General features: G+C 73.8%; 15 protein-coding genes and 3 pseudogenes. 14 read left to right on the forward strand and 4 right to left on the reverse strand.

Annotated features, from left to right (window positions below; all coding sequences use genetic code 11):
* The first annotated feature begins 127 nt into the window (after window positions 1–127).
* The 4 genes from N8I86_RS23080 (at window position 128) to N8I86_RS23095 (ending at window position 4,940) form a co-directional block, all read left to right on the forward strand.
* The gene (locus tag N8I86_RS23080) at window positions 128–739 is read left to right on the forward strand and encodes a response regulator transcription factor (RefSeq protein WP_003948568.1); all 612 of its coding nucleotides are present in this window, start codon (window positions 128–130) and stop codon (window positions 737–739) included.
* 701 nt (window positions 740–1,440) lie between these two features.
* Window positions 1,441–2,028, forward strand: a complete 588-nt coding sequence (locus N8I86_RS23085; protein ID WP_073888681.1) for a sigma-70 family RNA polymerase sigma factor — start codon at window positions 1,441–1,443, stop codon at window positions 2,026–2,028.
* Between the two features lie 163 nt (window positions 2,029–2,191).
* Entirely contained in the window at window positions 2,192–3,700 is a 1,509-nt protein-coding gene (gene guaB / locus N8I86_RS23090; protein WP_073888683.1) for an IMP dehydrogenase, read from the forward strand.
* Between the two features lie 115 nt (window positions 3,701–3,815).
* On the forward strand, window positions 3,816–4,940 hold the full coding sequence (locus N8I86_RS23095; protein WP_073888685.1) for a GuaB3 family IMP dehydrogenase-related protein: 1,125 nt from the start codon (window positions 3,816–3,818) through the stop codon (window positions 4,938–4,940).
* Between the two features lie 78 nt (window positions 4,941–5,018).
* Here the strand turns inward: N8I86_RS23095 and N8I86_RS23100 are convergent, their stop codons facing one another.
* A complete protein-coding gene (locus tag N8I86_RS23100) occupies window positions 5,019–5,564 on the reverse strand; it encodes a hypothetical protein (protein WP_073888687.1) in 546 nt (181 codons plus the stop codon).
* Window positions 5,565–5,731: 167 nt separating this feature from the next.
* A pseudogene (locus N8I86_RS23105) lies at window positions 5,732–6,939 on the reverse strand (nucleotide sugar dehydrogenase).
* 279 nt (window positions 6,940–7,218) lie between these two features.
* On the opposite strand from N8I86_RS23105, the gene N8I86_RS23110 reads away from it, so the two are divergent.
* Entirely contained in the window at window positions 7,219–8,928 is a 1,710-nt protein-coding gene (locus tag N8I86_RS23110) for a glycerol-3-phosphate dehydrogenase/oxidase (protein ID WP_073888691.1), read from the forward strand.
* 63 nt (window positions 8,929–8,991) lie between these two features.
* Here N8I86_RS23110 and N8I86_RS23115 read toward each other — a convergent pair whose 3' ends face one another.
* Entirely contained in the window at window positions 8,992–10,035 is a 1,044-nt protein-coding gene (locus N8I86_RS23115) for a serine hydrolase domain-containing protein (RefSeq protein ID WP_263278604.1), read from the reverse strand.
* 170 nt (window positions 10,036–10,205) lie between these two features.
* Between N8I86_RS23115 and N8I86_RS23120 the strand changes: the two genes are divergently transcribed.
* The 6 genes and pseudogenes from N8I86_RS23120 (at window position 10,206) to N8I86_RS23145 (ending at window position 20,674) form a co-directional block, all read left to right on the forward strand.
* Window positions 10,206–12,305 (forward strand): protein kinase domain-containing protein, encoded by a 2,100-nt coding sequence (locus tag N8I86_RS23120; protein ID WP_263278605.1) that lies wholly within the window; start codon window positions 10,206–10,208, stop codon window positions 12,303–12,305.
* 162 nt (window positions 12,306–12,467) lie between these two features.
* On the forward strand, window positions 12,468–13,640 hold the full coding sequence (locus tag N8I86_RS23125) for a protein kinase (protein ID WP_263278606.1): 1,173 nt from the start codon (window positions 12,468–12,470) through the stop codon (window positions 13,638–13,640).
* 312 nt (window positions 13,641–13,952) lie between these two features.
* Complete coding sequence (locus N8I86_RS23130) at window positions 13,953–15,155, forward strand: serine/threonine-protein kinase (protein WP_263278607.1); 1,203 nt, start codon at window positions 13,953–13,955, stop codon at window positions 15,153–15,155.
* Between the two features lie 139 nt (window positions 15,156–15,294).
* A pseudogene (locus N8I86_RS23135) lies at window positions 15,295–17,027 on the forward strand (serine/threonine-protein kinase).
* A gap of 120 nt (window positions 17,028–17,147) precedes the next feature.
* Window positions 17,148–18,833 (forward strand): serine/threonine-protein kinase, encoded by a 1,686-nt coding sequence (locus N8I86_RS23140; protein ID WP_263278608.1) that lies wholly within the window; start codon window positions 17,148–17,150, stop codon window positions 18,831–18,833.
* 120 nt (window positions 18,834–18,953) lie between these two features.
* A pseudogene (locus N8I86_RS23145) lies at window positions 18,954–20,674 on the forward strand (serine/threonine-protein kinase).
* 42 nt (window positions 20,675–20,716) lie between these two features.
* Here the strand turns inward: N8I86_RS23145 and N8I86_RS23150 are convergent.
* Entirely contained in the window at window positions 20,717–21,628 is a 912-nt protein-coding gene (locus N8I86_RS23150) for an AraC family transcriptional regulator (protein ID WP_263278609.1), read from the reverse strand.
* Between the two features lie 71 nt (window positions 21,629–21,699).
* On the opposite strand from N8I86_RS23150, the gene N8I86_RS23155 reads away from it, so the two are divergent.
* The 3 genes from N8I86_RS23155 (at window position 21,700) to N8I86_RS23165 (ending at window position 25,474) form a co-directional block, all read left to right on the forward strand.
* Window positions 21,700–22,602: an MBL fold metallo-hydrolase gene (locus N8I86_RS23155; protein WP_073888705.1), complete on the forward strand. Its 903-nt coding sequence runs from the start codon at window positions 21,700–21,702 to the stop codon at window positions 22,600–22,602.
* A 45-nt stretch (window positions 22,603–22,647) separates the two neighbouring features.
* The gene (locus N8I86_RS23160; RefSeq protein WP_263278610.1) at window positions 22,648–23,724 is read left to right on the forward strand and encodes a serine/threonine-protein kinase; all 1,077 of its coding nucleotides are present in this window, start codon (window positions 22,648–22,650) and stop codon (window positions 23,722–23,724) included.
* Window positions 23,725–23,860: 136 nt separating this feature from the next.
* On the forward strand, window positions 23,861–25,474 hold the full coding sequence (locus tag N8I86_RS23165; protein ID WP_073888709.1) for a succinic semialdehyde dehydrogenase: 1,614 nt from the start codon (window positions 23,861–23,863) through the stop codon (window positions 25,472–25,474).
* The last annotated feature ends 60 nt before the right edge of the window (window positions 25,475–25,534 follow it).

A 25,534-nucleotide genomic window follows, 5' to 3' on the forward strand; every position in this document is an offset into this window, starting at 1 on the left:
TGAGAGTGCGGAGGCGGTTGAAAACACAAGCGCTCGGGCAGGCGTCCGAGACGGTCGACCGCACAGGTGACGATTCCGTACCAGCCTGGAGGCTCAAGGTGACGCGCATCAGCTGCGGAGGGCGGTCATGACTTCCGTCCTCGTCTGCGACGACTCCCCGCTTGCCCGAGAGGCGCTCCGCCGCGCGGTCGCGACCGTGCCCGGTGTCGAGCGCGTGACGACGGCGGCCAACGGCGAGGAAGTCCTCCGCCGCTGGGGCGCCGACCGCTCCGATCTCATCCTGATGGATGTGCGGATGCCCGGCCTGGGCGGGGTGGAGACCGTCCGCCGGCTGCTCTCCGCCGACCCCGGCGCACGCATCATCATGCTCACCGTCGCGGAGGACCTCGACGGTGTGGCCCTCGCGGTCGCCGCCGGCGCCCGCGGCTACCTGCACAAGGACGCCTCACGCGCGGAGTTGCGTGCGACGGTGACGCAGGCGCTCGCCGACCCGACCTGGCGACTGGCCCCGCGCCGGCTCCGCTCGGCCGAGATGGGTGCCGCGCCGACGCTGACCGCGCGGGAGATCCAGGTCCTCGAGGGAATGAGCCACGGCCGCTCCAACGCGGAGATCGGCCGCGAGCTGTTCCTCTCCGAGGACACCGTCAAGACCCACGCCCGGCGCCTGTTCAAGAAGCTCGGCGCCTCGGACCGGGCCCACGCGGTGGCGCTCGGCTTCCGCTGGGGACTGGTCCGGTAGGACATGCGCAGCCCTGCGGGGCGGGCGGGACCGGAACGCACCGGGCACCGTTCCCGACGCCGGGAACGGCGCCGCCTCCCCGGCAGCAGCCGGACGGCACGACGGGGTCCGGGCGGTGTGCGCCGCGTCCCCCGCGGACGCACGGCTGCCCGGCGGCTCGGGCGTGCCCCGGCGACCGGGTCGCCGGCCGCCGTTCACGGGCCGTCGAGCCCGCCGTCGCCGGGAAAGGCACGGGACGCGTCCGTGCCCGCACCGGGCCGGCCGGACCCGGCTCCCGGCGAGGTGTGCGTCACCCCGGAGCGCGCCGGCCGGCCGCTGCGGAACCGCGCCCGCCGCTGCCCGCCGCACCGTGCCGCCGGGGCGGGCGGTGGCCGCTCGCCTTGCCCCGTACCAGGAAAGACCCTGTGTTCCGGGGCCGTTCGGCGACGGGCGGGACGTTTCCGCGCCGGCCGTTCCCGCGCCCGGAGCGGAACCCCGCCGGAGCCACTCGCGGGCGGTGCGCAAGGCGACCCGCCGGACGCGCGCTGCTCGTTTCGGCGCGGATGCCGCATCCTTGAGGTGTGGAGTCTCTCGGGGACGAGTCGGTCGAGCGGAAGGGGAGGGCGCAGGGGATGAGTGCCGGCGCACCTACTCATAACGCTTCGGTGCACAACCACGAGCACAATGCGACGGACCGGACGGCCACAGGGCACGATGGACCGATGCGCGACGACGAGGCGGGCACGGCCCGTGGGCCGATCGGCCCGCTCGTGCACCGTGCCGTCGACGGGGACGAGCAGGCCACGCACGACCTGCTCGCGCACGTGCACCCGCTGGCGCTGCGCTACTGCCGCACCCGGCTGTCCCGGCTGCCCGGCGACGCGCGCCACTTCGTCGAGGACCTCGCCCAGGAGGTCTGTGTGGCGGTGCTGCTCGCTCTGCCGCGCTACCGCGACACCGGCCGCCCCTTCGAGGCGTTCGTCTTCGCCATCGCCTCCCACAAGGTCGCCGACCTGCAGCGGGCCGCGATGCGCCACCCCGGCTCCACGGCGGTGCCCTCCGACGAGATGCCCGAGCGCCCCGACGACTCCCTCGGCCCCGAGGAGCGCGCCCTGCTCAGCAGCGACGCGGAATGGGCCAAGAAGCTGCTGGCCAACCTCCCGGAGAACCAGCGCGAGCTGCTGCTGCTGCGCATCGCGGTGGGCTTGACCGCGGAGGAGACCGGGCAGATGTTGGGAATGTCACCCGGCGCCGTCCGGGTCGCCCAGCACCGGGCGCTGAGCCGCCTCAGGGCGCTCGCCGAGCAGTGATCCCCCCTGGGCGGAGCACCGACGGTTCGCGGCTGAACGCGCGCGCCGTCATTTCCGTACGAACATACGAAGCCTGAAGTCACCCCGTACCGTGGAATTTGCTGGCGATGCTTCCCGTTAGCATGGACATCCGCACCGATCAAGGCCATTTGGGGAAGGTGTCATGACTGCCAACGTCGACGGAGTGCCCGGAAAATTCGCGACACTCGGGCTGACCTACGACGACGTGCTGCTGCTGCCGGGCGCGTCGGACATGGCGCCCGACGAGATCGACACCGCCTCTCACGTCTCCAGGAACGTGCGGGTGAACATCCCGCTCCTGTCCGCCGCCATGGACAAGGTGACCGAGTCCCGCATGGCGATCGCGATGGCCCGCCAGGGCGGCGTCGGCGTCCTGCACCGCAACCTCTCCATCGAGGACCAGGCCAACCAGGTCGACCTGGTGAAGCGCTCCGAGTCCGGCATGGTGGCCGACCCGATCACCATCCATCCGGAGGCCACGCTCGCCGAGGCCGACGCGCTGTGCGCCAAGTTCCGCATCAGCGGCGTCCCGGTGACCGACGGCGACAAGAAGCTCCTCGGCATCGTCACCAACCGCGACATGGCCTTCGAGAGCGACCGCAGCCGCCGGGTGCACGAGGTCATGACCCCGATGCCGCTGGTCACCGGCAAGGTCGGCATCTCCGGCCCCGAGGCCATGGAGCTGCTGCGCAAGCACAAGATCGAGAAGCTGCCGCTGGTCGACGACGCCGGTGTCCTCAAGGGCCTGATCACCGTCAAGGACTTCGTCAAGGCGGAGAAGTACCCGAGCGCCGCCAAGGACGCGGACGGCCGCCTCCTGGTCGGTGCCGCCGTCGGTGTGGCCGGTGACGCCTTCGAGCGCGCCCAGGCGCTCATCGAGAACGGCGTCGACTTCATCGTCGTGGACACCGCCCACGGCCACTCCCGCCTGGTCGGCGACATGATCGCCAAGATCAAGTCGAACTCCTCCGGCGTCGACGTCATCGGCGGCAACGTAGCCACCCGCGACGGCGCCAAGTCCCTGGTCGACGCGGGCGCCGACGGCATCAAGGTCGGTGTCGGCCCCGGCTCCATCTGCACCACCCGCGTGGTCGCCGGCGTCGGCGTCCCGCAGGTCACCGCGATCTACGAGGCCGCGCTCGCCGCCAAGGACGCGGGTGTCCCGGTGATCGGCGACGGTGGTCTGCAGTACTCCGGCGACATCGCCAAGGCCCTGGTCGCGGGCGCCGACACGGTCATGCTCGGCTCGCTGCTCGCCGGCTGCGAGGAGTCCCCTGGCGAGCTGCTCTTCATCAACGGCAAGCAGTTCAAGTCGTACCGCGGCATGGGCTCGCTCGCCGCCATGCAGACCCGCGGCGACCGCCGGTCGTTCTCCAAGGACCGCTACTTCCAGGAGGGTGTCGCCTCCGACGAGCAGCTGATCCCCGAGGGCATCGAGGGCCAGGTGCCCTACCGCGGCCCGCTGGCCTCCGTCGTCCACCAGCTGGTCGGCGGTCTGCGCCAGTCGATGTTCTACGTCGGCGGCCGCACCGTTCCGGACCTTCAGGCCAACGGCCGCTTCGTGCGGATCACGTCCGCGGGCCTGAAGGAGAGCCACCCGCACGACATCCAGATGACGGTCGAGGCGCCGAACTACAGCAGCAAGAAGTGACGTACGCGCGCGTATGAGGCCACGCAGGGGCGGCTCCGGAGCATCCGGGGCCGCCCCTGCCGTGCCCGTCGGCGATACTGGAAGGCGCTGCAACGCATAGGGAAAGGCCACCAACGTGACTGAGATCGAGATCGGGCGCGGCAAGCGCGGCCGCCGGGCGTACGCCTTCGACGACATCGCCGTCGTCCCCAGCCGCCGTACGCGGGACCCGAAGGAGGTCTCGATCGCCTGGCAGATCGACGCCTACCGCTTCGAGCTGCCGTTCCTGGCCGCCCCCATGGACTCCGTGGTCTCCCCGGCCACCGCGATCCGCATCGGCGAGATGGGCGGCCTCGGCGTGCTCAACCTCGAGGGCCTGTGGACGCGGTACGAGGACCCGCAGCCGCTGCTCGACGAGATCGCCGGGCTGCCCGCCGAGCAGGCGACCCGCCGCCTCCAGGAGATCTACGCGGCTCCCATCAAGGAAGAGCTGATCGGCGCGCGCATCAAGGAGGTGCGCGACTCCGGTGTGGTCACCGCGGCCGCGCTCTCCCCGCAGCGCACCGCCCAGTTCTCCAAGGCGGTCGTGGACGCGGGTGTGGACATCTTCGTCATCCGCGGTACGACGGTCTCCGCGGAGCACGTCTCCTCCTCGCACGAGCCGCTGAACCTCAAGCAGTTCATCTACGAGCTGGACGTCCCGGTGATCGTCGGCGGCTGTGCCACGTACACCGCCGCCCTGCACCTCATGCGCACCGGCGCGGCCGGCGTCCTGGTCGGCTTCGGCGGCGGCGCGGCGCACACCACGCGCAACGTCCTCGGCATCCAGGTCCCGATGGCCACCGCCGTCGCCGACGTGGCCGCGGCCCGCCGCGACTACATGGACGAGTCCGGCGGCCGGTACGTGCACGTGATCGCGGACGGCGGGGTCGGCTGGTCCGGCGACCTGCCCAAGGCGATCGCCTGCGGTGCCGACTCGGTGATGATGGGCTCCCCGCTGGCCCGCGCCACGGACGTGCCCGGCAAGGGCCACCACTGGGGCATGGAGGCGGTCAACGAGGAGCTGCCGCGCGGCCAGAAGGTCGACCTCGGCACGGTCGGCACCCTGGAGGAGGTCCTCACCGGCCCGTCCCACACCCCGGACGGCTCCATGAACTTCTTCGGAGCCCTGCGCCGCGCCATGGCCACGACCGGCTACAGCGAGCTGAAGGAGTTCCAGCGGGTCGAGGTGACGGTGGCGGACAGCCAGCACCGGCGCTGATCCGTAGCCGTTCCGTACGACGCGAAGGGCCCGGCCACCGATGCGGTGGCCGGGCCCTTTCCCGTGCGGGCGGCTCGCCTACTGGGCGGCCTTCTTGCTGCCGGAGAACGCGGCGAACGCGGCGATCGCGAAGAACACGAAGGTCAGCGGGTCGGCGTCCTCCTTCCAGACCTTCTGGACCACGTCGAAGTGCTGGAAGAACAGCTCGCTGAAGCTCACGTGCAGCTGGTCCGCGCCGATCATGGCCACGCCCACCAGCTGGCCGATGTAGACCGCGCCCAGCGCGAGGATCGCGCTGACGACGGGGAGGACCGGGTTGTTGCCGCCCGCCTTGCCGGCCGCGAGACCGATGACGAAGCCGACACCGACGGCCGCCCAGCCGATCTCGTGCTTGGTGCCGCCGATGATGAGGCCGTACAGGGCGGCCGTGGCCACGGCGGCGACGACGGCCGCGACCAGGCCGAGGGCGATGTTGTTGCGGCTGGGCGCGGCCGGCGCCGGCGGCGCGAAGGCGCCCGGCTGCGGCGGGTACGGCGCTCCGGGGGCGGGCGCCGGCGCCTCCTTCGCGAACGGGTTGCCGTCGACCGGCCCCGACTGCGGCGGCTGCGGAGCTGACTGGCTCATGACAGGAATCCCCCCGTGCTGTGCACAACTGGATGGCGGAAAAGAATGACATGCGCACGCGATTGCGGCGAGTCCGACGGAGACTAACAGCCGGGGACGACAACGCCCCCGGCTGTTTTCCGTTCGTGACCGCTTTCCGTTCGCGATCGTTTTCGGCCAGTGCCGCCCTAGAGCCGGTGCGCCGCCCCGGTGGGGGTGGCACCCCGCGTGTCCAGCAGCAGCTGGGCCTTCACCGACAGGCCCTGGAGGTCGTACGTGCGGTGCGGCTGGAGCAGGATCGTCAGGTCGGCGTCGGCGGCCGCCTCGTACAGGGAGTCCGCGCGCGGGACCGGGCGGTCCAGGACGTTCCACGCGGGCACGTAGGGGTCGTGGTAGCTGACGGAGGCGCCCAGCTCCATCAGCCGGATCGCGATCTCCCGCGCGGGCGTGCCCTGCAGATCGGCGAGGTCGGCCTTGTAGGTGACGCCGAGCAGCAGGACGCGGGCCCCGCGGGCGGACTTGCCGTGCTCGTTGAGGAGGGTGGCGGCGCGCTGGACGACGTAGCGGGGCATGCGGTGGTTGACCTGCTGGGCGAGCTCCACCATGCGCAGCGTGCGGCCGGCGTGCCCGGCGAGGTCCTGCGGGGCGCCGTGGCCGCCGACGCCCGGTCCCGGCCGGAAGGCCTGGAAGCCGAAGGGCTTGGTCTCCGCGCAGCGGACGACGTCCCACAGGTCGACGCCCAGGTCGTGGCAGAGCACGGCCATCTCGTTGACGAGGGCGATGTTCACGTGCCGGAAGTTGGTCTCCAGCAGCTGTACGGTCTCCGCCTCGCGCAGCCCGCGCGCGCGGACGACCTTGTCGGTGAGGCGGCCGTAGAAGGCGGCCGCCGACTCGGTGCAGGCGGGGGTGAGCCCGCCGATGACCTTGGGGGTGTTGCCGGGGGTGTGGTCGCGGTTGCCGGGGTCGACCCGGCTGGGGGAGTAGGCGAGGTGGAAGTCGCGTCCGGCCCGCAGGCCCGAGCCCTCCTCCAGCAGGGGGCGCAGGAACTTCTCCGTCGTCCCGGGCAGCACCGGGGACTCCAGGATGACCGTGGTGTGCGGGCGGAGCCGCGCGGCCAGGGTGCGGGCGGCGGACTCGACCTGGCCGAGGTCGACCCCGCCGTCGGCGCCGCGGGGGTCGGCGCGCAGATCACCGCGGTGCGCACCCGGCCGAGCTGGGCCGGGTCGGTGACGGGCCGGAAGCCCGCGGAGTGCATCCGGCGCAGTTCGGCGGGGCTCAGCGAGCCCGCCTCCGGGCCGGTGGCGTAGCCGACGGTGTGGATGCCCGCCGCGACCGCGGCCTGGGCGAGCGGCAAGCCGTAGGGGCCGAGTCCGATGACGGCGAGGTCTGCGGGCATGCGTGGGCCGTCCTTCCCAATAGCCGGAGCGGGACAGGTGCGCAACCGCTGTGGGCAACCAGAGCGAGTGCAATGTCAGACTAGGTACACATATGACCACCATGTGTGATTGTGTTCGTGTGTCTTGCGAGGGTTGTGCGCGAGTTGTCCACAGGTTGGAAGCGCGTGGTGGCTGAAGTCGGGCAACCCGGTCAGAATTTGGGCATGAGGAGGGGGTGAACCGGGCTTCGCCCACCGGGTGCGGCCGACGCGAGCGATGTGCGACAGCGGGAGGCAGCGGTGAGGACAGCGACTCTGGGGCCGGCGCAGCGCGCCGAGGCACTGGCGGCGATGGCGGAGCGCGAGCTGGACGTACTGGTGGTCGGCGGTGGAGTCGTCGGAGCCGGCACCGCGCTCGACGCGGTCACCCGCGGCCTGTCCACCGGACTGGTCGAGGCCCGCGACTGGGCGTCCGGCACCTCCAGCCGGTCCAGCAAACTGGTCCACGGCGGTCTGCGCTATCTGGAGATGCTCGACTTCGCGCTGGTCCGCGAGGCCCTCAAGGAGCGCGGTCTGCTCCTGGAGCGGCTCGCCCCGCACCTGGTCAAACCGGTGCCCTTCCTGTACCCGCTGCAGCACAAGGGCTGGGAGCGGCTGTACGCGGGCTCGGGCGTCGCGCTCTACGACGCGATGTCCATGGCCCGCGGCCACGGCCGGGGCCTGCCCCTGCACCGTCACCTGAGCCGCCGTCACGCCCTGCGCGTCGCGCCCTGCCTGCGCAAGGACGCCCTCGTCGGCGCCCTTCAGTACTACGACGCCCAGATGGACGACGCCCGGTTCGTCGCCACCCTGGTGCGCACGGCGGCGTCCTACGGCGCGAAGGTGGCCAACCGCGCGCGCGTGACCGGGTTCCTGCGCGAGGGCGAGCGGGTCGTCGGCGCCCGGGTGCAGGACGTGGAGGGCGGCGGGGAGTACGAGATCCGCGCCAAGCAGGTCGTCAACGCCACCGGTGTGTGGACCGACGACACCCAGGCCATGGTGGGCGAGCGCGGTCAGTTCCACGTCCGCGCCTCCAAGGGCATCCACCTGGTGGTGCCCAAGGACCGCATCCACTCCACCACGGGCCTCATCCTGCGCACGGAGAAGTCCGTCCTGTTCGTCATTCCCTGGGGCCGGCACTGGATCATCGGTACCACGGACACCGGCTGGGACCTGGACAAGGCGCACCCGGCCGCGTCCAGCGCCGACATCGACTACCTGCTGGAGCACGTGAACTCGGTGCTGGCGGTGCCGCTCAGCCGCGACGACGTGCAGGGGGTGTACGCCGGTCTGCGGCCGCTGCTGGCCGGCGAGTCCGACGCCACCAGCAAGCTGTCCCGGGAACACACGGTCGCCCATCCGGCCCCGGGACTGGTCGTCGTGGCGGGCGGCAAGTACACGACCTACCGGGTCATGGCGAAGGACGCCGTGGACGAGGCGGTGCACGGCCTCGACATGCGCGTCGCCGACTGCGTCACGGAGGAGACTCCGCTGCTGGGCGCGGAGGGCTACCAGGCGCTGTGGAACGCGCGAGCGCGGACAGCCGCCCGCACGGGCCTGCACGTGGTCCGGGTCGAGCACCTGCTGAACCGGTACGGCTCGATGGCCGAGGAGATCCTGGACCTCATCGCCGCCGACCCCGCCCTCGGCGAGCCGCTGCACGCGGCCGACGACTACCTGCGCGCGGAGGTGGTGTACGCCGCCTCGCACGAGGGCGCCCGGCACCTGGACGACGTGCTCACCCGCCGCACCCGCATCTCCATCGAGACCTTCGACCGGGGCACCCGCAGCGCCCGTGAGGCGGCCGAGCTGATGGCCCCGGTCCTCGGCTGGGACAAGGACCAGATCGAGCGCGAGGTCGAGCACTACGAGAAGCGGGTGGAGGCGGAGCGGGAGTCCCAGCGCCAGCCGGACGACCTCACGGCGGACGCGGCACGCCTGGGCGCGCCGGACATCGTGCCGCTCACCTGACGGCCCGGGCGTTCACTCGAACGAGTGTCGTGAACCGGGATCTTTGTGCGGAACCGGCTCGTTCTACCAGGTGCGAGGGCAGAACTCGGCTTCGAGCACGGCCGGTTCGAGACGGGGGTCTGCGATCGCGTCCGTGTTCACCCGGAAGGTGAGGACACGACGGCCGTCGGCGGTGGCCGCGCTGCGCACGTAGCTGCCGGATATCCGGCCGTTGTGTCCCCACACCGTGGTGCCGCAGGGCAGTCTCACCGGAAACAGGCCCATGCCGTACGCGCCGTGTGCGGCACGGGTGTCGAGCATCTCGCGCAGCCGGCGCGGGGGCAGCAGGCGGCCGCCCAGCAGTGCCGCGTAGAAGCGGTCGAGGTCGGCCAGCGTGGTCACCAGCTCGCCCGCCGCGCCGGCCACGCGCGGGTCGAGCCGGGTGACGTCGGAGCCGTCGGCGGCGTAGGCGCGGCCGTGCGGCGAGGGCAGAGAGGTGCGGGATCCCGGGAAGGAGGTGCCGGTCAGACCCAGCGGAGCGATGATGCGCCGCTCGGCCTCGGTGGCGTAGGAGCGACCGGTGACCTGACGGACGACCAGGCCGAGCACGACGTAGTTGGTGCTGGAGTAGGAGTAGCGGCCCCGGTGGGCCGGAGGGAGGAGGAGCGCGAGGCGGACGGCCTGAGAGGCGGTCAGGGGCACGGTGCCGTGCGTGGCTTCGGTGAAGTCGGGCAGCCCGCTGGTGTGGGTGAGCAGGGCGCGCAGGGTGATGTGCCGGCCGTCGGTGCCGGGTCCGCGGAGCAGTCCCGGCAGGTGCCGCTCCACGGTGTCGGACAGGGAGAGCCGGTGCTCGGCGGCCAGTTGGAGCACGAGCGTGGCGATGAAGGTCTTGGTGACGCTGCCGGCCCGGAAGTGGTCGGCGCGGGCGATGCCAGGGCCCGCGGCCGTGTAGTGGGCGTGGCCCCCGTCCCGGGTCAGCAGGGCGGCGGCGGGCGCCCCGCCCTCGGAGACGAGCAGTGGCAGTACGGTGTCCACAGGCGCGGTCCGGCCGGTGCCGGGGCGTGCCGTCGGGGCCAGCAGCAGGGCTCCGGACACCGCCAGGGGCAGCAGTGACCTGAGTGTCGGCATGCCGGTTCCTCCCTTCTTGCGGGCCATCATCCCGGTAAGCGGAACGCGTGGTTCAGGGGGGTTCCCGGTGTGTGGGGGGCGGGCCGCGGCCAGAGGCACCCTGGGCGTCGGCCACTTGTCGGGTGAGAGACAATGGAGGCTCTGTCAGGGCGGGTTGTATGAGGGGACGCATGTCGGAGGCGGAGCGGGCGGGAACATCTCGTCAGGAGACTCGTCGGGACAAGAACGAGCGGCGTCTCCTCGCCGGGCGGTACCGGCTGGGAGACGTGCTGGGCCGGGGCGGCATGGGCACCGTCTGGCGCGCCGAGGACGAGACCCTGGGCCGGACGGTCGCCGTCAAGGAGCTGCGGTTCCCGACGAACATCGACGAGGACGAGAAGCGGCGCCTGATCACGCGCACCCTGCGCGAGGCGAAGGCGATCGCGAGGATCCGCAACAACAGCGCGGTGACGGTCTTCGACGTGGTCGACGAGGACGACCGGCCCTGGATCGTCATGGAGTTGGTGGAGGGCAAGTCCCTCGCCGAGGTCATCCGCGAGGACGGCCTGCTGGAGCCGAAGCGGGCCGCCGAGGTGGGCCTCGCCATCCTCGACGTGCTGCGTTCCGCGCACCGCGAGGGCATCCTGCACCGGGACGTGAAGCCGTCCAACGTGCTCATCGCCGAGGACGGCCGGGTCGTGCTCACCGACTTCGGCATCGCGCAGGTCGAGGGCGACCCGTCCATCACCTCCACCGGCATGCTCGTCGGCGCGCCCTCCTACATCTCCCCCGAGCGCGCCCGCGGCCACAAGCCCGGGCCGGCGGCCGACCTGTGGTCGCTCGGCGGACTGCTGTACGCGGCGGTGGAAGGCATTCCGCCGTACGACAAGGGTTCGGCGATCGCCACGCTCACCGCGGTGATGACCGAGCCCCTGGAGGAGCCCAAGAACGCGGGCCCGCTCCGGGACGTCATCTACGGCCTGCTCACCAAGGACCCGGCCAAGCGGCTCGACGACGCCGGGGCCCGGGCCATGCTGAGCGTGGTGCTCCACTCGCCCACGCCGGAGCCGATGGACGCCACGCGGGTGGTTCCGCTGCCGGGCCGGCCCGACGCGTCCGAGGGCAAGCGGGGCGAGGAGGCGGGCGAGAAGCTGCGCGGCGCGCTGCGTTCGGTCCGCAAGGCCGCGGGTGCGGCCACCGCGGCGGCCGCGGCGCGGTCGAAGACCGGCGGCGACACAGCCAAGCCCGACACCGCCGAGCCGGGCACTACCAAGCCGGGCACCGCCAGGTCCGGCACCGGCGGTGCGGCCGGGGCGGGCGGTGCGGCCGCCGCCGGCACGAAGCCCGGCTCCGCCGGATCCGCGAGCAGCGGGAGCGCGGGCAGGCCGGCGGCCGGCGCCCCGGACGCCGCCACCACACCGGGCGCCGATGCGAACAAGCCGAGTTCCGGCTGGCCGGTGGTACCGCCGCCGGACCTCGACCTGCCGCCGCGGCCGGTGCCCCGGGCGCCGCTGACCGACGTGGTGCCGAAGCGCACCCTGATCGTCATCGCCGTACTGGTCGCCCTCGCGGTGCTCGGCACGGTGCTCGCCCTGACCCTGAACGGCGACGACAAGGACGGCGGGAGCAGCGGAGCCGCGCCCGCGGCGAGCGGCAGCGCCTCCACCAAGCAGGACAAGGGCACGGGCGGCACGCAGGGCAAGAGCGGCGGCACCCGCTCCGGGGGCGCGAACTCGGCGCCCGCGAGCACCGGTTCGGACTCGGACGGGGCGACCGACGTCAGCGCGAGCGCCTCCGACGACAAGTCCGGCTCGAAGGGCTCGGACGACTCGGGGGACAAGGGCTCGTCCGGCGCGGCGCCGGCGGTCACCACCCGCAAGAGCGGTCAGGGCTACTCGATCGGACTGCCCAAGGGCTGGTCGTTCAAGTCCTCCGACGGCGCCGGCGACCGCTACACCGGGCCCGAGGGGCAGCGGCTGCTCGTCGGGTGGACCAGCACGCCCAAGAGCGATCCGGTGGCGGACTGGAAGAACCAGGAGCGCAGCATGGTCCGCGCCCAGTACCGGCGGATCCGCATAGAGGCGGTGGACTACCGGAACTGGAACACCGCCGACTGGGAGTTCACCTACTCCGAGGGCGGCACCAAGTACCGCAGCATCGACCGCGGCTTCGTGGTGAACGGGCATCAGGGTTACGGACTGATGTACAGCGCGAAGGCCGCGAACTGGGGCAGCGAGCTGCGCAAGGACACCTGGAAGACGCTGACGAAGTCCTTCAGGCCCAAGTCGTAGACGTTCGCGGCCGGTTTGCCGCGTGAGAATCCGTCATCCACTCCGTGCGGGTTGCTTCCGGCACGTATCGTGAATGGTTGCGGACCGTACGCAGCCGGACGGGTGTGCGAAACGGTCCGCGAGGCGAACGGAAGTGACCGACGGGCGGCCGGGGGAGGCGCAGTGGACGACTACGCGGGTCGGGTGCTCGCCGACCGCTACCGCCTGCCGTTGCCGCCGTCCGACGAGTACGAGCTCACCGAGAGCCGGGCCTTCGACACCTACAGCGGCCAGGAAGTGCTCGTCCGTCAGGTGCCGTTGCCCGAGGTCGTCGAGGCGGAGGTGCTCGACGCGGAGGGGCTGCCCGAGGGCTTCACCGCACGGGCGCGCGGCACCCGTCCGGGACCGGCGACACGGACCGCGACCCGGCGCCCCGCCGATCCCGCGGTGCGGCGCGCCGTGGAGGCCGCGCAGGCCGCGGCCCGCATCCCCGACCACCCCCGGTTGGACCAGGTGTTCGACGTGTTCGCCGAGGGCGGGTCACTGTGGGTGGTCAGTGAGCTGGTGGCCGCACGCCCGCTGGCCGCGCTCCTCGCCGACAAACCGCTGACGCCGTACCGGGCGGCCGAGGTCGCCGCCGACGTGCTGATGGCCCTGCGGGTGCTGCACGCCCACGGCTGGGTGCATCGCAACATCACCGCCCGTACGGTCCTCGTCTGCGACGACGGGCGGGTGATGCTCACCGGGCTCGCGGTCGGCGCGGCCGAGGAGGCCCTGTGCGGCTACGACCCGGTGCCGGCCCAGGAAGGCTTCGAGCCGGGCGCGCGTGCGGCGCAGGAACCCGGGGCGGGCCCGGGCTCCGGCCCCGGCACGCACCCGGCAGGTGACCGCGGGGCCGCAGGCTCCCCGGCCCCGGCCCCGGTGCTCGTGGCGGCGCCGCGGGCGGGCCCGCCGGGGCCGTCGGTTCCGGCGGTGTCCCGGCGCCGGACGTCGACCCGGAGGCGGCGCGCCGGGCCGCGATCCAGGCCAGGGCGGCCGGCGGGCTGCCCGCGCCGGGCGCCGACGGCGTCTCCGGCGGGCCCGGTGCGCCCGGGACGCGGTCCGGTCCGGCGGGACAGCGGGCCCTGGAGAGCGGCGGGGACATCCGTGCCGCCCGGGCCGGTGCCATCGCCGCCTACCGCGCGGGCGCCCGTGCCGCCGCCCGCGTGCAGGAGGCCCAGCAGAACGGGCGCGCCGCCCTGCCCGGCGCCCGGCCGCCCGCCGAGGAGGACGACACCGGCACGGGCCGCGCCGACGCGGCGCCGCCGTCGCCCTACGCCACCGGGGCGGGCGGTGCGACGCCGCCCGGACGGATAGCCGACCCCTACGGCGTGCAGGAGCGCCCTGGCACGGCGCCGCGCCGCGTACCGGCACCGGCGCGACGCCCCCGGCCCTGGGCGGTGCTCCCCGGCGGGCCGGCCTCCCCCGGGCGACCCGCACACCGGCCGGCCGGGCACCGCACCGCGGGCGGACTTCGTCCCGCAGGCACCCGACGGCCCAGGCCACTCCGGCGCCACGGCCGCTCTCCCCGCCCAGGCGACGCCGGGCTGGGGCGAGGAGCGGGCCGGGAGCGCCGTACGCCGCGGGCCCGGGACCGCGCTGGCCGCCGAGCGGGCGCGGCAGGTGCGGATGACCGTGGTGGGGCCGGTGACCGAGCGGTGGGCACCGGAGCAGGCCGGACCCGTCCACGAGAACTGGCAGCTGGCCGCGCCGGTCGGCCCCGAGACCGACCTGTGGGCCCTCGGCGCGCTGCTCTTCCGGGCCGTGCAGGGACACGCGCCCTACCCCGAGGAGTCCACCGCCGAACTGGTCCAGCTGGTGTGCGCCGAGCCGCCCGCGTTCGCCGAGGAGTGCGGACCGCTGCGCCCGGTGGTGGAGTCGCTGCTGCGCCAGGACCCCACCGACCGGCTGGACTTCGAGGAGCTGAGCGGCTGGCTGCGCTCACTGGTGCGGTCCGCGCCCGAGCCGGACGCCGGGACGCACGTCGTCCCCGTTCCGCCCGCCGACCCGAGCCGGCTGCCGATCGTCCGGCGCCGTGGCGAACTGGTCCGGCGACGCCGTGCCGCGCTGCCCGACACCCACCCCCACGGCCGGCACAAGCGTGCGCGCGAGGGCCGGAGTTCGCCGCGCAGCCTCGGCCGGACCCTGCTCCTGCTGATCCTGCTCCTGCTGGCAGGCGCGGTCGCGTACGCGATGCTGTTCCTGCCGAAGCAGAAGGACGACGGCGCGGCGGGGGACGACCGCACCGGCAGCGCGGGGCAGGCGAGTCCGGCGCCCTCCCGCTCGGCCGGACCGGCGTCCGGGCGCAGCACGCCCGACGGCAGCCCCTCGGCCTCCGCGCCGGCCACCGGGACGCAGACCGGCGGCGGCCCTGCCGTCGCCGACGGCTTCACCCTGCGCAAGGACCCCGACGGCTTCCAGGTCGCCGTGGCCAAGGGCTGGGACCGCACGCCCAGGAACGGCAGCGGCCAGGTGGTCTACGCGCACGGGAACTTCGAGCTGATCCTCGTGCCCGGCCGGGACAGCACCTCGTCCTACGGCAGCGATCCGATGGTCTACCAGCGGGACAAGGAGAAGGAACTCCAGCCGTACCGGGACTCCAGCTGGTCCACCGCCACCGGCCTGAGAACCATCGAGGTGGGCGGGCGGACCATGGCGGAGGGGCAGTTCACCTGGACCGACGGCCAGGGACGCGACCTGTTCGTGCGCAACATGGCGATCCTGATCCACGGCCGCTACCACCTCGTGCAGGTGCGCGGCCCCGAAGCCCAGCGGGACGAGATCACACGGCTCTACGACCAGGCCACGGCGACGTACCGCTACACGGGTTGAGCGCCCCGTATACCGGTCGGGCGGCCCGGAACACGACAACCGTCACAGGACTGTCACCTTGGTACCCCGCTTGTTCCCAGAGGGAGGGGCGGTCCTTAGTCTGACCCTGTCAAGAGCATTGCGGGGCAACGTGAATCAGATGCAGGGCCTGCTCATAGCGGGCCGCTACCGTCTCGCCGATTCCATCGGCAGCGGCGGCATGGGCCGGGTGTGGCGCGCCCACGACGAGGTGCTGCACCGGTCGGTCGCCGTCAAGGAGTTGACCGCCGCTCTCTACGTCTCCGACGCCGACCGGGCCGTTCTGCTCGCCCGTACCCGCGCCGAGGCGCGCGCCGCCGCGCGCATCAACCACTCCGCCGTGGTCACCGTGCACGACGTGCTCGAACACGACGGCCGCCCGTGGATCGTGATGGAGCTGGTCGAGGGCCATTCGCTGGCGGACGCGGTGAAGGAACGGGGACGCGTCGAGCCGCGGGAGGCCGCGCGCATCGGGCTGTGGGTGCTGCGGGCGCTGCGCGCCGCGCACTCCGCCGGAGTCCTGCACCGGGACGTCAAGCCCGGCAACGTCCTTCTCGGGCAGGACGGCCGGGTCCTGCTCACCGACTTCGGCATCGCCCAGATCGAGGGCGACACGACCATCACCCGTACCGGAGAGGTCGTCGGCTCGGTCGACTACCTCGCGCCGGAACGGGTGCGCGGCCACGACCCCGGCCCGTCCTCGGACCTGTGGGCGCTCGGCGCGACGCTGTACACGGCCGTCGAGGGCCGCTCGCCGTTCCGCCGCACCTCGCCGCTGGGCACGATGCAGGCGGTCGTCGAGGAGGAGGCGGAGGAGCCGCGGCACGCCGGTCCGCTGGGGCCCGTCATCGCCGCCATGCTGCGCAAGGAACCCGGCCAGCGGCCGGGCGCGGAAGACGCGGAACAGATGCTCGCCGAGGCCGCGGAGGGCCGCCGGCCGAGCACGGCACAGGCGTTCGTGCCGACGCAGAGCTCGGGCCTGTCCGTCGGCCGGGGCCACCGCCAGGGCCCCGCGGACCACGGGCCGGACACTGCGGGCTACGGGCACGGGACGTCGGGTCACGGCTCCGGTACGGCTGCCACGCACGGCACGAACACGGCACCGGGCGCGGGGCGTTCGGGGACCGGCCCCACGGCCGTGGCGCCCGTGTCCCAGGCGGCGGGCGGCCGCGCGGCGGGCCGGCCACGACGCCGGCTGCGCACGCTCGCCCTCGTCGTCGCCTTCGCGGCCGTGCTCGGCGGCGGCGCGGCGGTGGCGTACCAGAAGTGGGACGGCACCCGCTCGGACACCGGCACCGGCGCCGGGGCGGGGACGGCACGAGTCCCGCGCCGGCTTCCGCCGGCGGCGGCGCTTCGCCGGGCCCGGGCGGTGCGCTCCCGGCCGGCTGGCGGACCTACCACGACCCGCTGGGCTTCAGCCTCTCCCTGCCCAAGGGCTGGAAGCGCAAGGTGTACTCCATCCAGGGCGATCTCAAGCAGGTCGACTACACGCCGGACCAGGGCAGGCACTTCGTCCGCATCGCCATCGACGGCTCACCCGACTTCGCCGATCCGCTGTCCCACCAGAAGGACCTGGAGCAGCAGCTCCAGCGGCTGTTCGAGTACAAGCGCGTGCAGATGGCCGCGAACACCTACCGCGACTGCAAGGGCGCGGTGTGGGAATACACCTGGACCGCGCTGAAGAAGGACGCGCCCTTCGTCCCCGGCCCCCGGCGCGCCATCGAGGAGACGTACTTCTCGCGTCAGGGCACCGAGTACGCGATCTACATGTCCACTCCGGCCCAGGACTGGCCGACGACCAGCCGGCAGTTCACCTGGGTGCTGCGGGGCTGGCAGCAGCCGGAGGCGGGCTGATCCGGCCGGGGCGCCCAGGCGCCCAAAGCGGCCGAGGACGGCCGGAAATGCAGGTTGGGCGGCCCGGCTTGGCCGATCGGTGCCCCGGAGCGCATGGGTCCGGTGCGGCATGATGGGCGCATGGGGACCGAGGGCGCCGACTTCCGGGTGATCGCGGGCCGTTACCGCCTGGAGGCACGCATCGGGCGTGGCGGCATGGGCGTCGTGTGGCGGGCGAGCGATCAGGTGCTGGGCCGCCTGGTGGCGGTCAAGGAACTCCTCCCGGACGACTCGTTCGCGGACGACGACGCGCGCCGCCGCCGCGACCGCACCTTCCGCGAGGCGCGCGCGGTCGCCCAGCTGCGTCATCCGCACATCATCGTCGTGCACGACGTCGTGGAGCAGGACGACCGGCCGTACCTGGTCATGGAGTTGGTGGACGGCGGCTCGCTCGCCGACCGGATCGCCCGGCAGGGCCCGGTCGACGCCGCCGAGGCCGCGCGGATCGGCATCGCCCTGCTGAGCGCGCTGCGCACCGCCCACGAGGCTGGGGTGCTGCACCGGGACATCAAGCCCGCGAACGTCCTGATCGAGTCCGGCACCGACCGGGTCGTGCTCACCGACTTCGGCATCGCGCAGGTCGCGGGCGCGACCACGCTCACCGAGACCGGCTCCTTCGTCGGCTCGCCCGAATACACCGCTCCTGAGCGGATGTCGGGGCTGCGCACCGGCCCCGAGTCCGATCTGTGGTCGCTGGGCGCCCTGTTGTGCACGGTGCTCAGCGGCGAGTCCCCGTTCCGGCGCGACTCGCTCGGCGGCATCCTGCACGCCGTCGTCGCCGACGACATCCGGCCCCCCGCGCAGGCCGAGCCGCTGCTGCCCGTCGTACGGGGGCTGCTGGACCGGGACCCCGACCGGCGGCTCGGCACGGCGGACGCCGAGCGGATGCTGCGGACCTACCTGGAGACGGGACGGACCCCGCTCGGACCGGGCGGCCCCGGTGCGGCGGGCGGGCACGGCAACGGGCGCGTCCCCCGGTTCGGCGGCAGCCGTACGGGCCGTACGGGGAAGGCGCCCGCGCCCTACACGCCGACGCAGCGGGACGTCCCGCACAGCGGTCCGCCCACCTCCGCCGTGTCCCGGCCGTCCCGCCGCCCGGTGCTCGTCGCGGCCCTGCTCGTCGCCGCGCTGGCCGGGGCCGGTGTGTCGGCCGCGGCGCTGCTGCTGCACGGGGGCGGCGACGGGGGCGGGGGCAGACCCGGTGGTACGGCGACGTCCCCGGCGACCCGGACCGGCACGGGCACGAGCGCACCCCCGGCCACCGGAGCACCGGGTACGTCGCCCGGCGCCACCGGCCCGACCACCGGCGGCTCGCGTCCGGCGCCCTCCGGCTACCGCACGGCGCGGGAGACGGCCGGGTACTCCCTCGCCGTACCGGAGGATTTCACCCGCAGCCAGGAGGGCGAGCGGGTCTTCTACCTCTCGCCCGGCGGGACCTTCCGTCTCGGCATCAAGGTCGCCGGTGTCCAACCGGGCGGTCCGCGGCTCGTGATGGAGCGGTCCGCGGCCAAGGGACCGGCCAACAACCCCGGTTACCGCGACGGCCGGGTCACCGGCACCGAGCACGACGGACACCCCGCCGCGCTGTGGGAGTTCACCTGGGACGGCTTCAGCGCCGCCGAGGGCCCGCGCCACACCTTCGACCTGTGCTGGGAGGAGTCCGGGCGGATGTACGACCTGTGGGTGTCGGCACCGGTCGGCGACGTCAGCGAGGCCCGCGAGTACTTCGACGTGGCGGTCGACACCTTCCGCGCCCCGCGCGGCTGAGCGTCTCGCCCCCGCGGGGCGGCCGGGCGCGTACCGGGCCCTCGGCGGCACGGTCACGGGTGTGTGACTGGTTCGTGCTCCCTGTGGATGCGGGCGCGGTCGGCGCGATATGGATGAAGCATGAGCAATGACGGGGGAGCCGGTCACGGGACCGACGACACGACGAGCTTCGTTCTGCGGCCGCCGCAGCCGCAGTGGCAGCACCGGCCGGAGGCGCAGGGGCACGCGCACCCGGCCCCGCAGCCGCAGGCTCACCCGGCCTCCCACCCGGACCCGCACTCCGAGCCGGCCGCCGCCGTGCCCGGGCCTCCCGCGGCCCCGTCCGTCCCCGCGCAGGTCCCGGGCGGCGGACGGCTGATCGCGGGCCGCTACCGGCTGCTGGGCAAGCTGGGCCACGGCGGCATGGGGACCGTGTGGCGGGCCAAGGACGAGATGGTGGACCGCGAGGTCGCCGTCAAGGAGCCCCGCGTCCCCGACCACCTTCCCGAACGGGAACGCGCCAACGCCTACGAGCGCATGCGCCGTGAGGCCCGCGCCGCGGCCCGCCTCGACCACCCGGCCGTGGTGAACGTGTACGACGTCGCGGTCGTCGACGACCGCCCGTGGATCGTGATGGAGCTGGTGCGCGGCCGCACCCTCGGCAGCGCGCTCCAGGAGGGCACCCTGGACGCGCGCGAGGCGGCCCGGGTCGGCCTGGAGGTGCTGGGCGCGCTGGAGGCGGCGCACGCGGCGGGCGTCCTGCACCGGGACGTCAAGCCCGACAACGTCCTGCTCGGCCGGTACGACCGGGTGGTCCTCACCGACTTCGGGATCGCCCGGATCGAGGGCGACACACGGCTCACGGACACCGGCGGCTTCGTCGGCTCGCCCGAGTACATCGCACCGGAACGGGTGCTGGGGCAGCGGCCCGGACCGGCGAGCGACCTGTGGTCCCTCGGCGTGGTCCTGTACACGGCCACCGAGGGCGTCTCGCCGTTCCGCCGCAGCAACACCCCGGCCACCCTCCAGTCCGTCCTCAACGCCACCCCCGCCGCGCCCGCGTCCGCCTCGGGCCCGCTGGCCGAGGTCATCAACGGGCTGCTGCGGAAGGACCCCGCGCACCGGCCGGCCGCGGACCGGGTCCGCGCGCTGCTGGAGGAGGCGGCGAAGCCCCCGGCGCCCCTCGCGCCGACCCGTCCCATGCGGACGGCCGACCCGGGAACGGGCCCGCCGCCGGGCCACGGCGCCTCGGCCGCGGGGTGTGGCTGGGCGTGGGCGCGGCCGTGGTGGCCGCCGCCGTGGCGGGCTACCTCGTCCTCGCCGACCCGTTCGCCGGCCCGCTGCCCGACGGCTGGAAGAAGCGGCCCGAGGCCCGGCTGGGCGCCACCCTCGCCGTCCCCGTCGGCTACCAGGCCGCCCGGCCCGGGAAGGACGACTCCGACAAGAACTGGGTGGCGTACGCGGACTGGAGCGGAAGCATCCGGATCGAGCTGCACCTGGCCCGGAAGGCGCAGGACTCCCTGCACGAGATCAAGAACACCGCGCGGTCCCAGATGTACGCCGACGACGAGAAGTTCCGCAACGAGGGCGAGTACCGGCTCGACATGCCCGAGGGCGCCAGGACGCACCCGGACGACACGGCCACGTACCGCGGCAGGCAGGCCGCGCAGAACACCGTCAGGTTCAAGACCGACGACAGCGAGGACCCCCGTCCGCGCGAACTCCAGATCTTCTACTACCGGACCACCGCCGGGGACCTGTACACCCTCGTCGTCGGGTATCCGGGCGCGGGCGACTTCACCGCCCGCGGCCAGGAGGTGGCGAAGGCGGCGATCGCGAACCTGGACGTCACCAAGCCCTGACGCGCACCTCCGAGCAAGCGCTGACGGCACGAAGGACCGACGTCACGAAGCCCTGAGGCCGCCGCGGTACCGGCCCGGTGTCGTCCCGAACTCCCGGCTGAACGCGTGCGACAGCGCGTACGGGCTGCCGTACCCCGTCTCCCGGGCCACCGTCGCGAGCGGTGCGTCGGAGTCGCGCAGCCGGGTCGCGGCCAGTGTCAGCCGCCACCAGGTGAGGTACGCCATGGGCGGACGGCCGACCAGTGAGGTGAAGCGGCGGGCGAGGGTGGCGCGGGAGACACCGGCCCGCGCGGCCAGCAGGCCGGTCGTCCAGGGAGCGGCCGGTTCGGCGTGCAGGGCGGCGAGGGCCGCGGCGGTCGCCGGGTCGCTCAGCGCGGCCGGCCAGTTGCCGGTGTGCGCCCCGGCCGTCCAGGCGCGGACCATGTAGACCAGCAGCAGGTCCAGCAGACTGGGCAGGGCCAGGCTGCCGCCGGGCCGTGCACCGGCCAGCTCCCGGCACAACAGGTCCACCGCGGAACGCAGTTCGGGGTTCTCCCCGTCCCGGTGGGGCAGCAGCACCACATCCGGCAGCTCCGCCAGCAGGGGGTGCGTCCGGCTGCGGTCCAGCCGGTACTTGCCGCACAGCAGCTCCACCTCGGGGCCGCCGCCGGGCAGCACCGCGTCTCTGTCCCGCACTTCCTCGAACGGCACCGCCCGCCGGACGTCCACCGGCCGCTCCGAGCCGTCCGCCAGCAGATGCCCGGTCCCGTGCGGAAGCAGCACCACGTCGCCCGGCCCCAGGGCCACGGGCTTGCCGCCGTCGGTGAGCAGCCGGCAGGAACCGCCGAGCACCACGTGGAAGCCCGCCCCCTCGTACGGCGCCAGCCGCACGCACCACGAGCCGGTCACCCGGAGCCGGTTCGAGGAGGGACGGCCGGCCCGGACCGCGGAGATCGCGTCGCTCACCACATCCATGAGACGTCAGCGTATTCGATCGAGCCTTGTGAGCATCGAAATGCTCACCTCGCCCTTCTAGTGTCCTGCACATGGCTGAAGACACCGTGCAGAAGTTCATGATCGGCGACGTCGAGGTCCTGCGGGTCGTCGAGTGGCAGGGCCCGCTCGCACCGGCCCGCCGCCTCGTCCCGGACAGCCGCCCCGAGCTGTGGCGGGAGCACGAGGACCAGCTCGCCCCCGGCCACTGGCAGCCCGCGGAGGACCTGGCCGTGGCGGCCCTGCAGACCTGGGTGGTGCGCAGCGGCGGGCGGACGGTGCTCGTCGACACCGGGGTGGGCCGGGACCGGGAGCGGCCCGCGAACCCGCGGTTCCACCGGCGCGACGGCGACCTGCCCGGACGGCTCCGGCGGGCCGGCGTGGACCCGGCGGACGTCGACCTCGTGGTGAACACCCACATCCACGCCGACCATGTCGGCTGGAACACCCGGGACGCCGGCGGCACATGGGTGCCCACCTTCCCGAACGCCCGGTACCTGCTCCCGGCCGCCGACGACCACCACTTCGGCCCCGAGGGCGGCTACGGGGGCGGGGTGCGGGTGGACGACCGGCTGCTCTACGAGGACAGCGTCGCGCCCGTGCACCGGGCCGGACAGGCGCGGGTGTGGGAGGGGGAGCACCGGATCGACGAGCACCTCGTCCTCGCGCCCGCCCCCGGACACACGCCCGGCTCCTCCGTCCTGCGGGTCGCCTCCCGCGGCGAACGCGCCGTGTTCGTCGGCGACCTGCTGCACAGCCCGGTGCAGATCCTGCGGCCCGAGTGCAGCAGCTGCTTCTGCCTCGACCCGCGGCAGGCGGCCGCGACCAGGCGCCGCGAGTTGGAACGTGCCGCGGCGGACAGGGCGTTGGTCGTTCCCGCCCACTTCGCCGGGGCCGGCGCGGTGGAGGTGCGCAAGGCGCGCGACGGCTTCACCCTGCACCGATGGGCCGCCTGACCGCCCGCTTCGACAACGGTGTGGTGCGCACGGTACTCATGTGACATGACCGAAGACGGCGAACACCCGCCCGACGGACGTCTGATCGGCGGCCGTTACCGGCTGACCGGGCGCCTGGGCTCCGGTCCGGCCGGGACCGTCTGGCACGCCCGCGACGAACGGGACGACGTCCGGGTCGCCGTCAAGGAGCCGCTGCTGCCCGGCGATCCGGCCGAGGACGAGGAGAGCCGGCGCGTCGCGCACCGCCTCTACCGGGAGGCCCGTACCGCCACGCGGGTACGGCATCCCTCCGCCGTCACGGTGCACGACGTCGTGACCGAGGACGAAGTCCCGTGGATCGTCATGGAGTTGGTGGAGGGCGAGTCCCTGCGCACGGCCCTGCGGCGCGGCCCCCTGCCGCCCGCCGAGGCCGCCCGGGTCGGACTCGCCGTCCTCGGCGCCCTGCGTGCCGCCCACGCCGTCGGCATCGTCCACCGGGACGTCAAGCCGGCCAACGTCCTCCTGGAGGACGGCACCGGGCGGGTCGTGCTCACCGACTTCGGCATCGGCGACGGCCACCCGGACGACGCACCCGCCGGGTTCGTGGCCCCCGAGCGGGCGGCGGGACCCGGTGCCGGTCCGGCCTCCGACCTGTGGTCCCTGGGCGCGCTGCTGCGCGCCGCCCTCGGGGACGCCGACCCCGGCCCGCTCGGCCCGCTGGCGGACCGGCTCCAGGCCGACGAGCCCGGGGCGCGGCCCGGTGCGGAGGAGGCGGAGGCGGCACTGCGCGCGTACCTGGGGCTGACGCCCGTACGGGAGCAGGCGGAGCGGTCGGAGCGGTCAGAGCAGCCGGATCAGCTGGGGAAGTCGGGACGGCCGGAGAAGTCGGAGCAGCCGGGGGAGTCGGGGCGGTCGGAGAAGCCGGAGCAGCCGGGGAAGTCGGAGCGGCCGGGGGAGTCGGGGCGGTCGGAGAAGTCGGAGCGGCCGGGGGAGTCGGGGCGGTCGGAGCCGTCGGCCGGGGGCGGGCCCGACTCGCCCACCGGCTCCCGCGCGACCGCTCCCGCCCCGCCCGCCGACCCGCGCCGCCGCACCCCCTTCGCCGCCCTCGGCCTACTCCTCGCGAAAAAACCCGGAGCCGAATGATCGTCGTGGCCGTCGGCACCCCAACGCCCTGATCAGCACATTTGCTGCCAGTGATCACTGGCAGTGTGTGAGCGGTCGGTGAATCCCCGTTACCGACGGGTACACAAAGCTTCCCCACCGGCATACCCTGCGCCTCATGACGGACACGCAGGCCCCGGACATCGCCGGTACCAACCCCCTCGCCCCCGCGCCCGCGGGCGCCCGCACCGCCGCCGACGTGGTCACCCCGGAACTGGTGGCCCAGCTCACCAAGGGCGTCGCCGGCTCCGGACGCACCGCCAACCACACCCCCTTCACCGGCGAGAAGCTGGCCGACCTGCCCGAGTCCACCCCCGAGGACGTGCTCCGGGCCTTCGAGGCGGCCCGTGCCGCGCAGGCCGTGTGGGCGAAGGTCCCGGTACGGCAGCGGGCCGCCGTCCTGCTCCGCTTCCACGACCTGCTGCTGGAGCGGCAGGCCGAGGTCCTCGACCTCGTGCAGCTGGAGACCGGCAAGGCGCGGCTGCACGCCCACGAGGAGGTGCAGGCCGTCGCCGTCGCGGCCCGCCACTACGGCCGCCGGGCCGCCGCCTATCTGCGGCCGAAGCGGCACGCGGGCGCCATGCCGACCCTGACGAAGGTCTCCGAACTGCGGCACCCGCGCGGGGTCGTGGGCCAGATCGCCCCCTGGAACTACCCGCTGGAGCTGTCCGTCGGCGACGCCCTGCCCGCCTTCGTGTCGGGCAACGCGGTAGTCATGAAGCCGGACACGGAGACCTGCCTCACCGCCCTGTGGGCCCGTGACCTGCTCATCGAGGCCGGTCTGCCCGAGGGTGTCTTCCAGGTCGTCCTCGGCGAGGGCCCGGTCGTCGGCCCGGAGCTGGTCAAGCACGCCGACTACGTCTCCTTCACCGGCTCCACCCGCACCGGCCGCGAGGTCGCCCAGGGCGCCGCCGCCCGGCTGGTCGGCGTCTCCCTCGAACTCGGCGGCAAGAACGCCATGCTGGTGCTGGACGACGCCGACATCGAGAAGGCCGCCGCCGGCGCCGTCCGCGCCTGCTTCTCCTCGGCCGGCCAGCTCTGCATCTCCATCGAGCGGCTGTACGTCCACGAGTCGGTCGCCGACGCCTTCCTGGAGCGCTTCGCCGCCCGCACCCGGGCCATGCGGCTCGGCAACTCCCTCGCCTACGGCGCCGACATGGGCTCGCTGGTCGGCGAGCGGCAGCTCGAGACGGTGGAACGCCATGTCCAGGAGGCCGTGGCCAAGGGCGCGAAGCTGGTCGCCGGCGGCGTCGCCCGCCCGGACATCGGCCCCTACTTCTTCGAGCCGACCATCCTCGACGGTGTCGAGGACTCCATGGCCGTGTGCGAGGAGGAGACGTTCGGCCCGGTCGTCTCGGTCTACCGCTTCACGAGCGACGAGGAGGTCGTCGAGCGCGCCAACGCCACGCCGTACGGCCTGAACGCGTCCGTGTGGACGAAGGACGCCCGCCGGGGCCTCGACGTCGCCTCGCGCCTGCGCACCGGCACGGTCAACGTCAACGAGGGCTACGCCCCCGCCTACGGCAGCGTCCAGTCCCCGATGGGCGGCATGAAGGACTCCGGACTCGGCCGCCGTCACGGCTCCGAGGGCATCCTCAAGTACACCGAGGCCCAGACGGTGGCCCAGCAGCGGCTGCTGCCGATGGCGCCGTCGCTGGGCATGGACGACGAGAGGTACGCGGCCTTCATGAGCCGCAGCCTGCGCCTGATGAAGGCCTTCCGCTTCCGCTAGCCGGCCCTTCGCCCCGATTCCCCGGCCCCGATCCCCGTTCCCCGTTCCCACCCCCGTTCT

This window comes from Streptomyces albidicamelliae (assembly GCF_025642175.1).
Taxonomy (GTDB): Bacteria; Actinomycetota; Actinomycetes; order Streptomycetales; family Streptomycetaceae; genus Streptomyces; species Streptomyces albidocamelliae.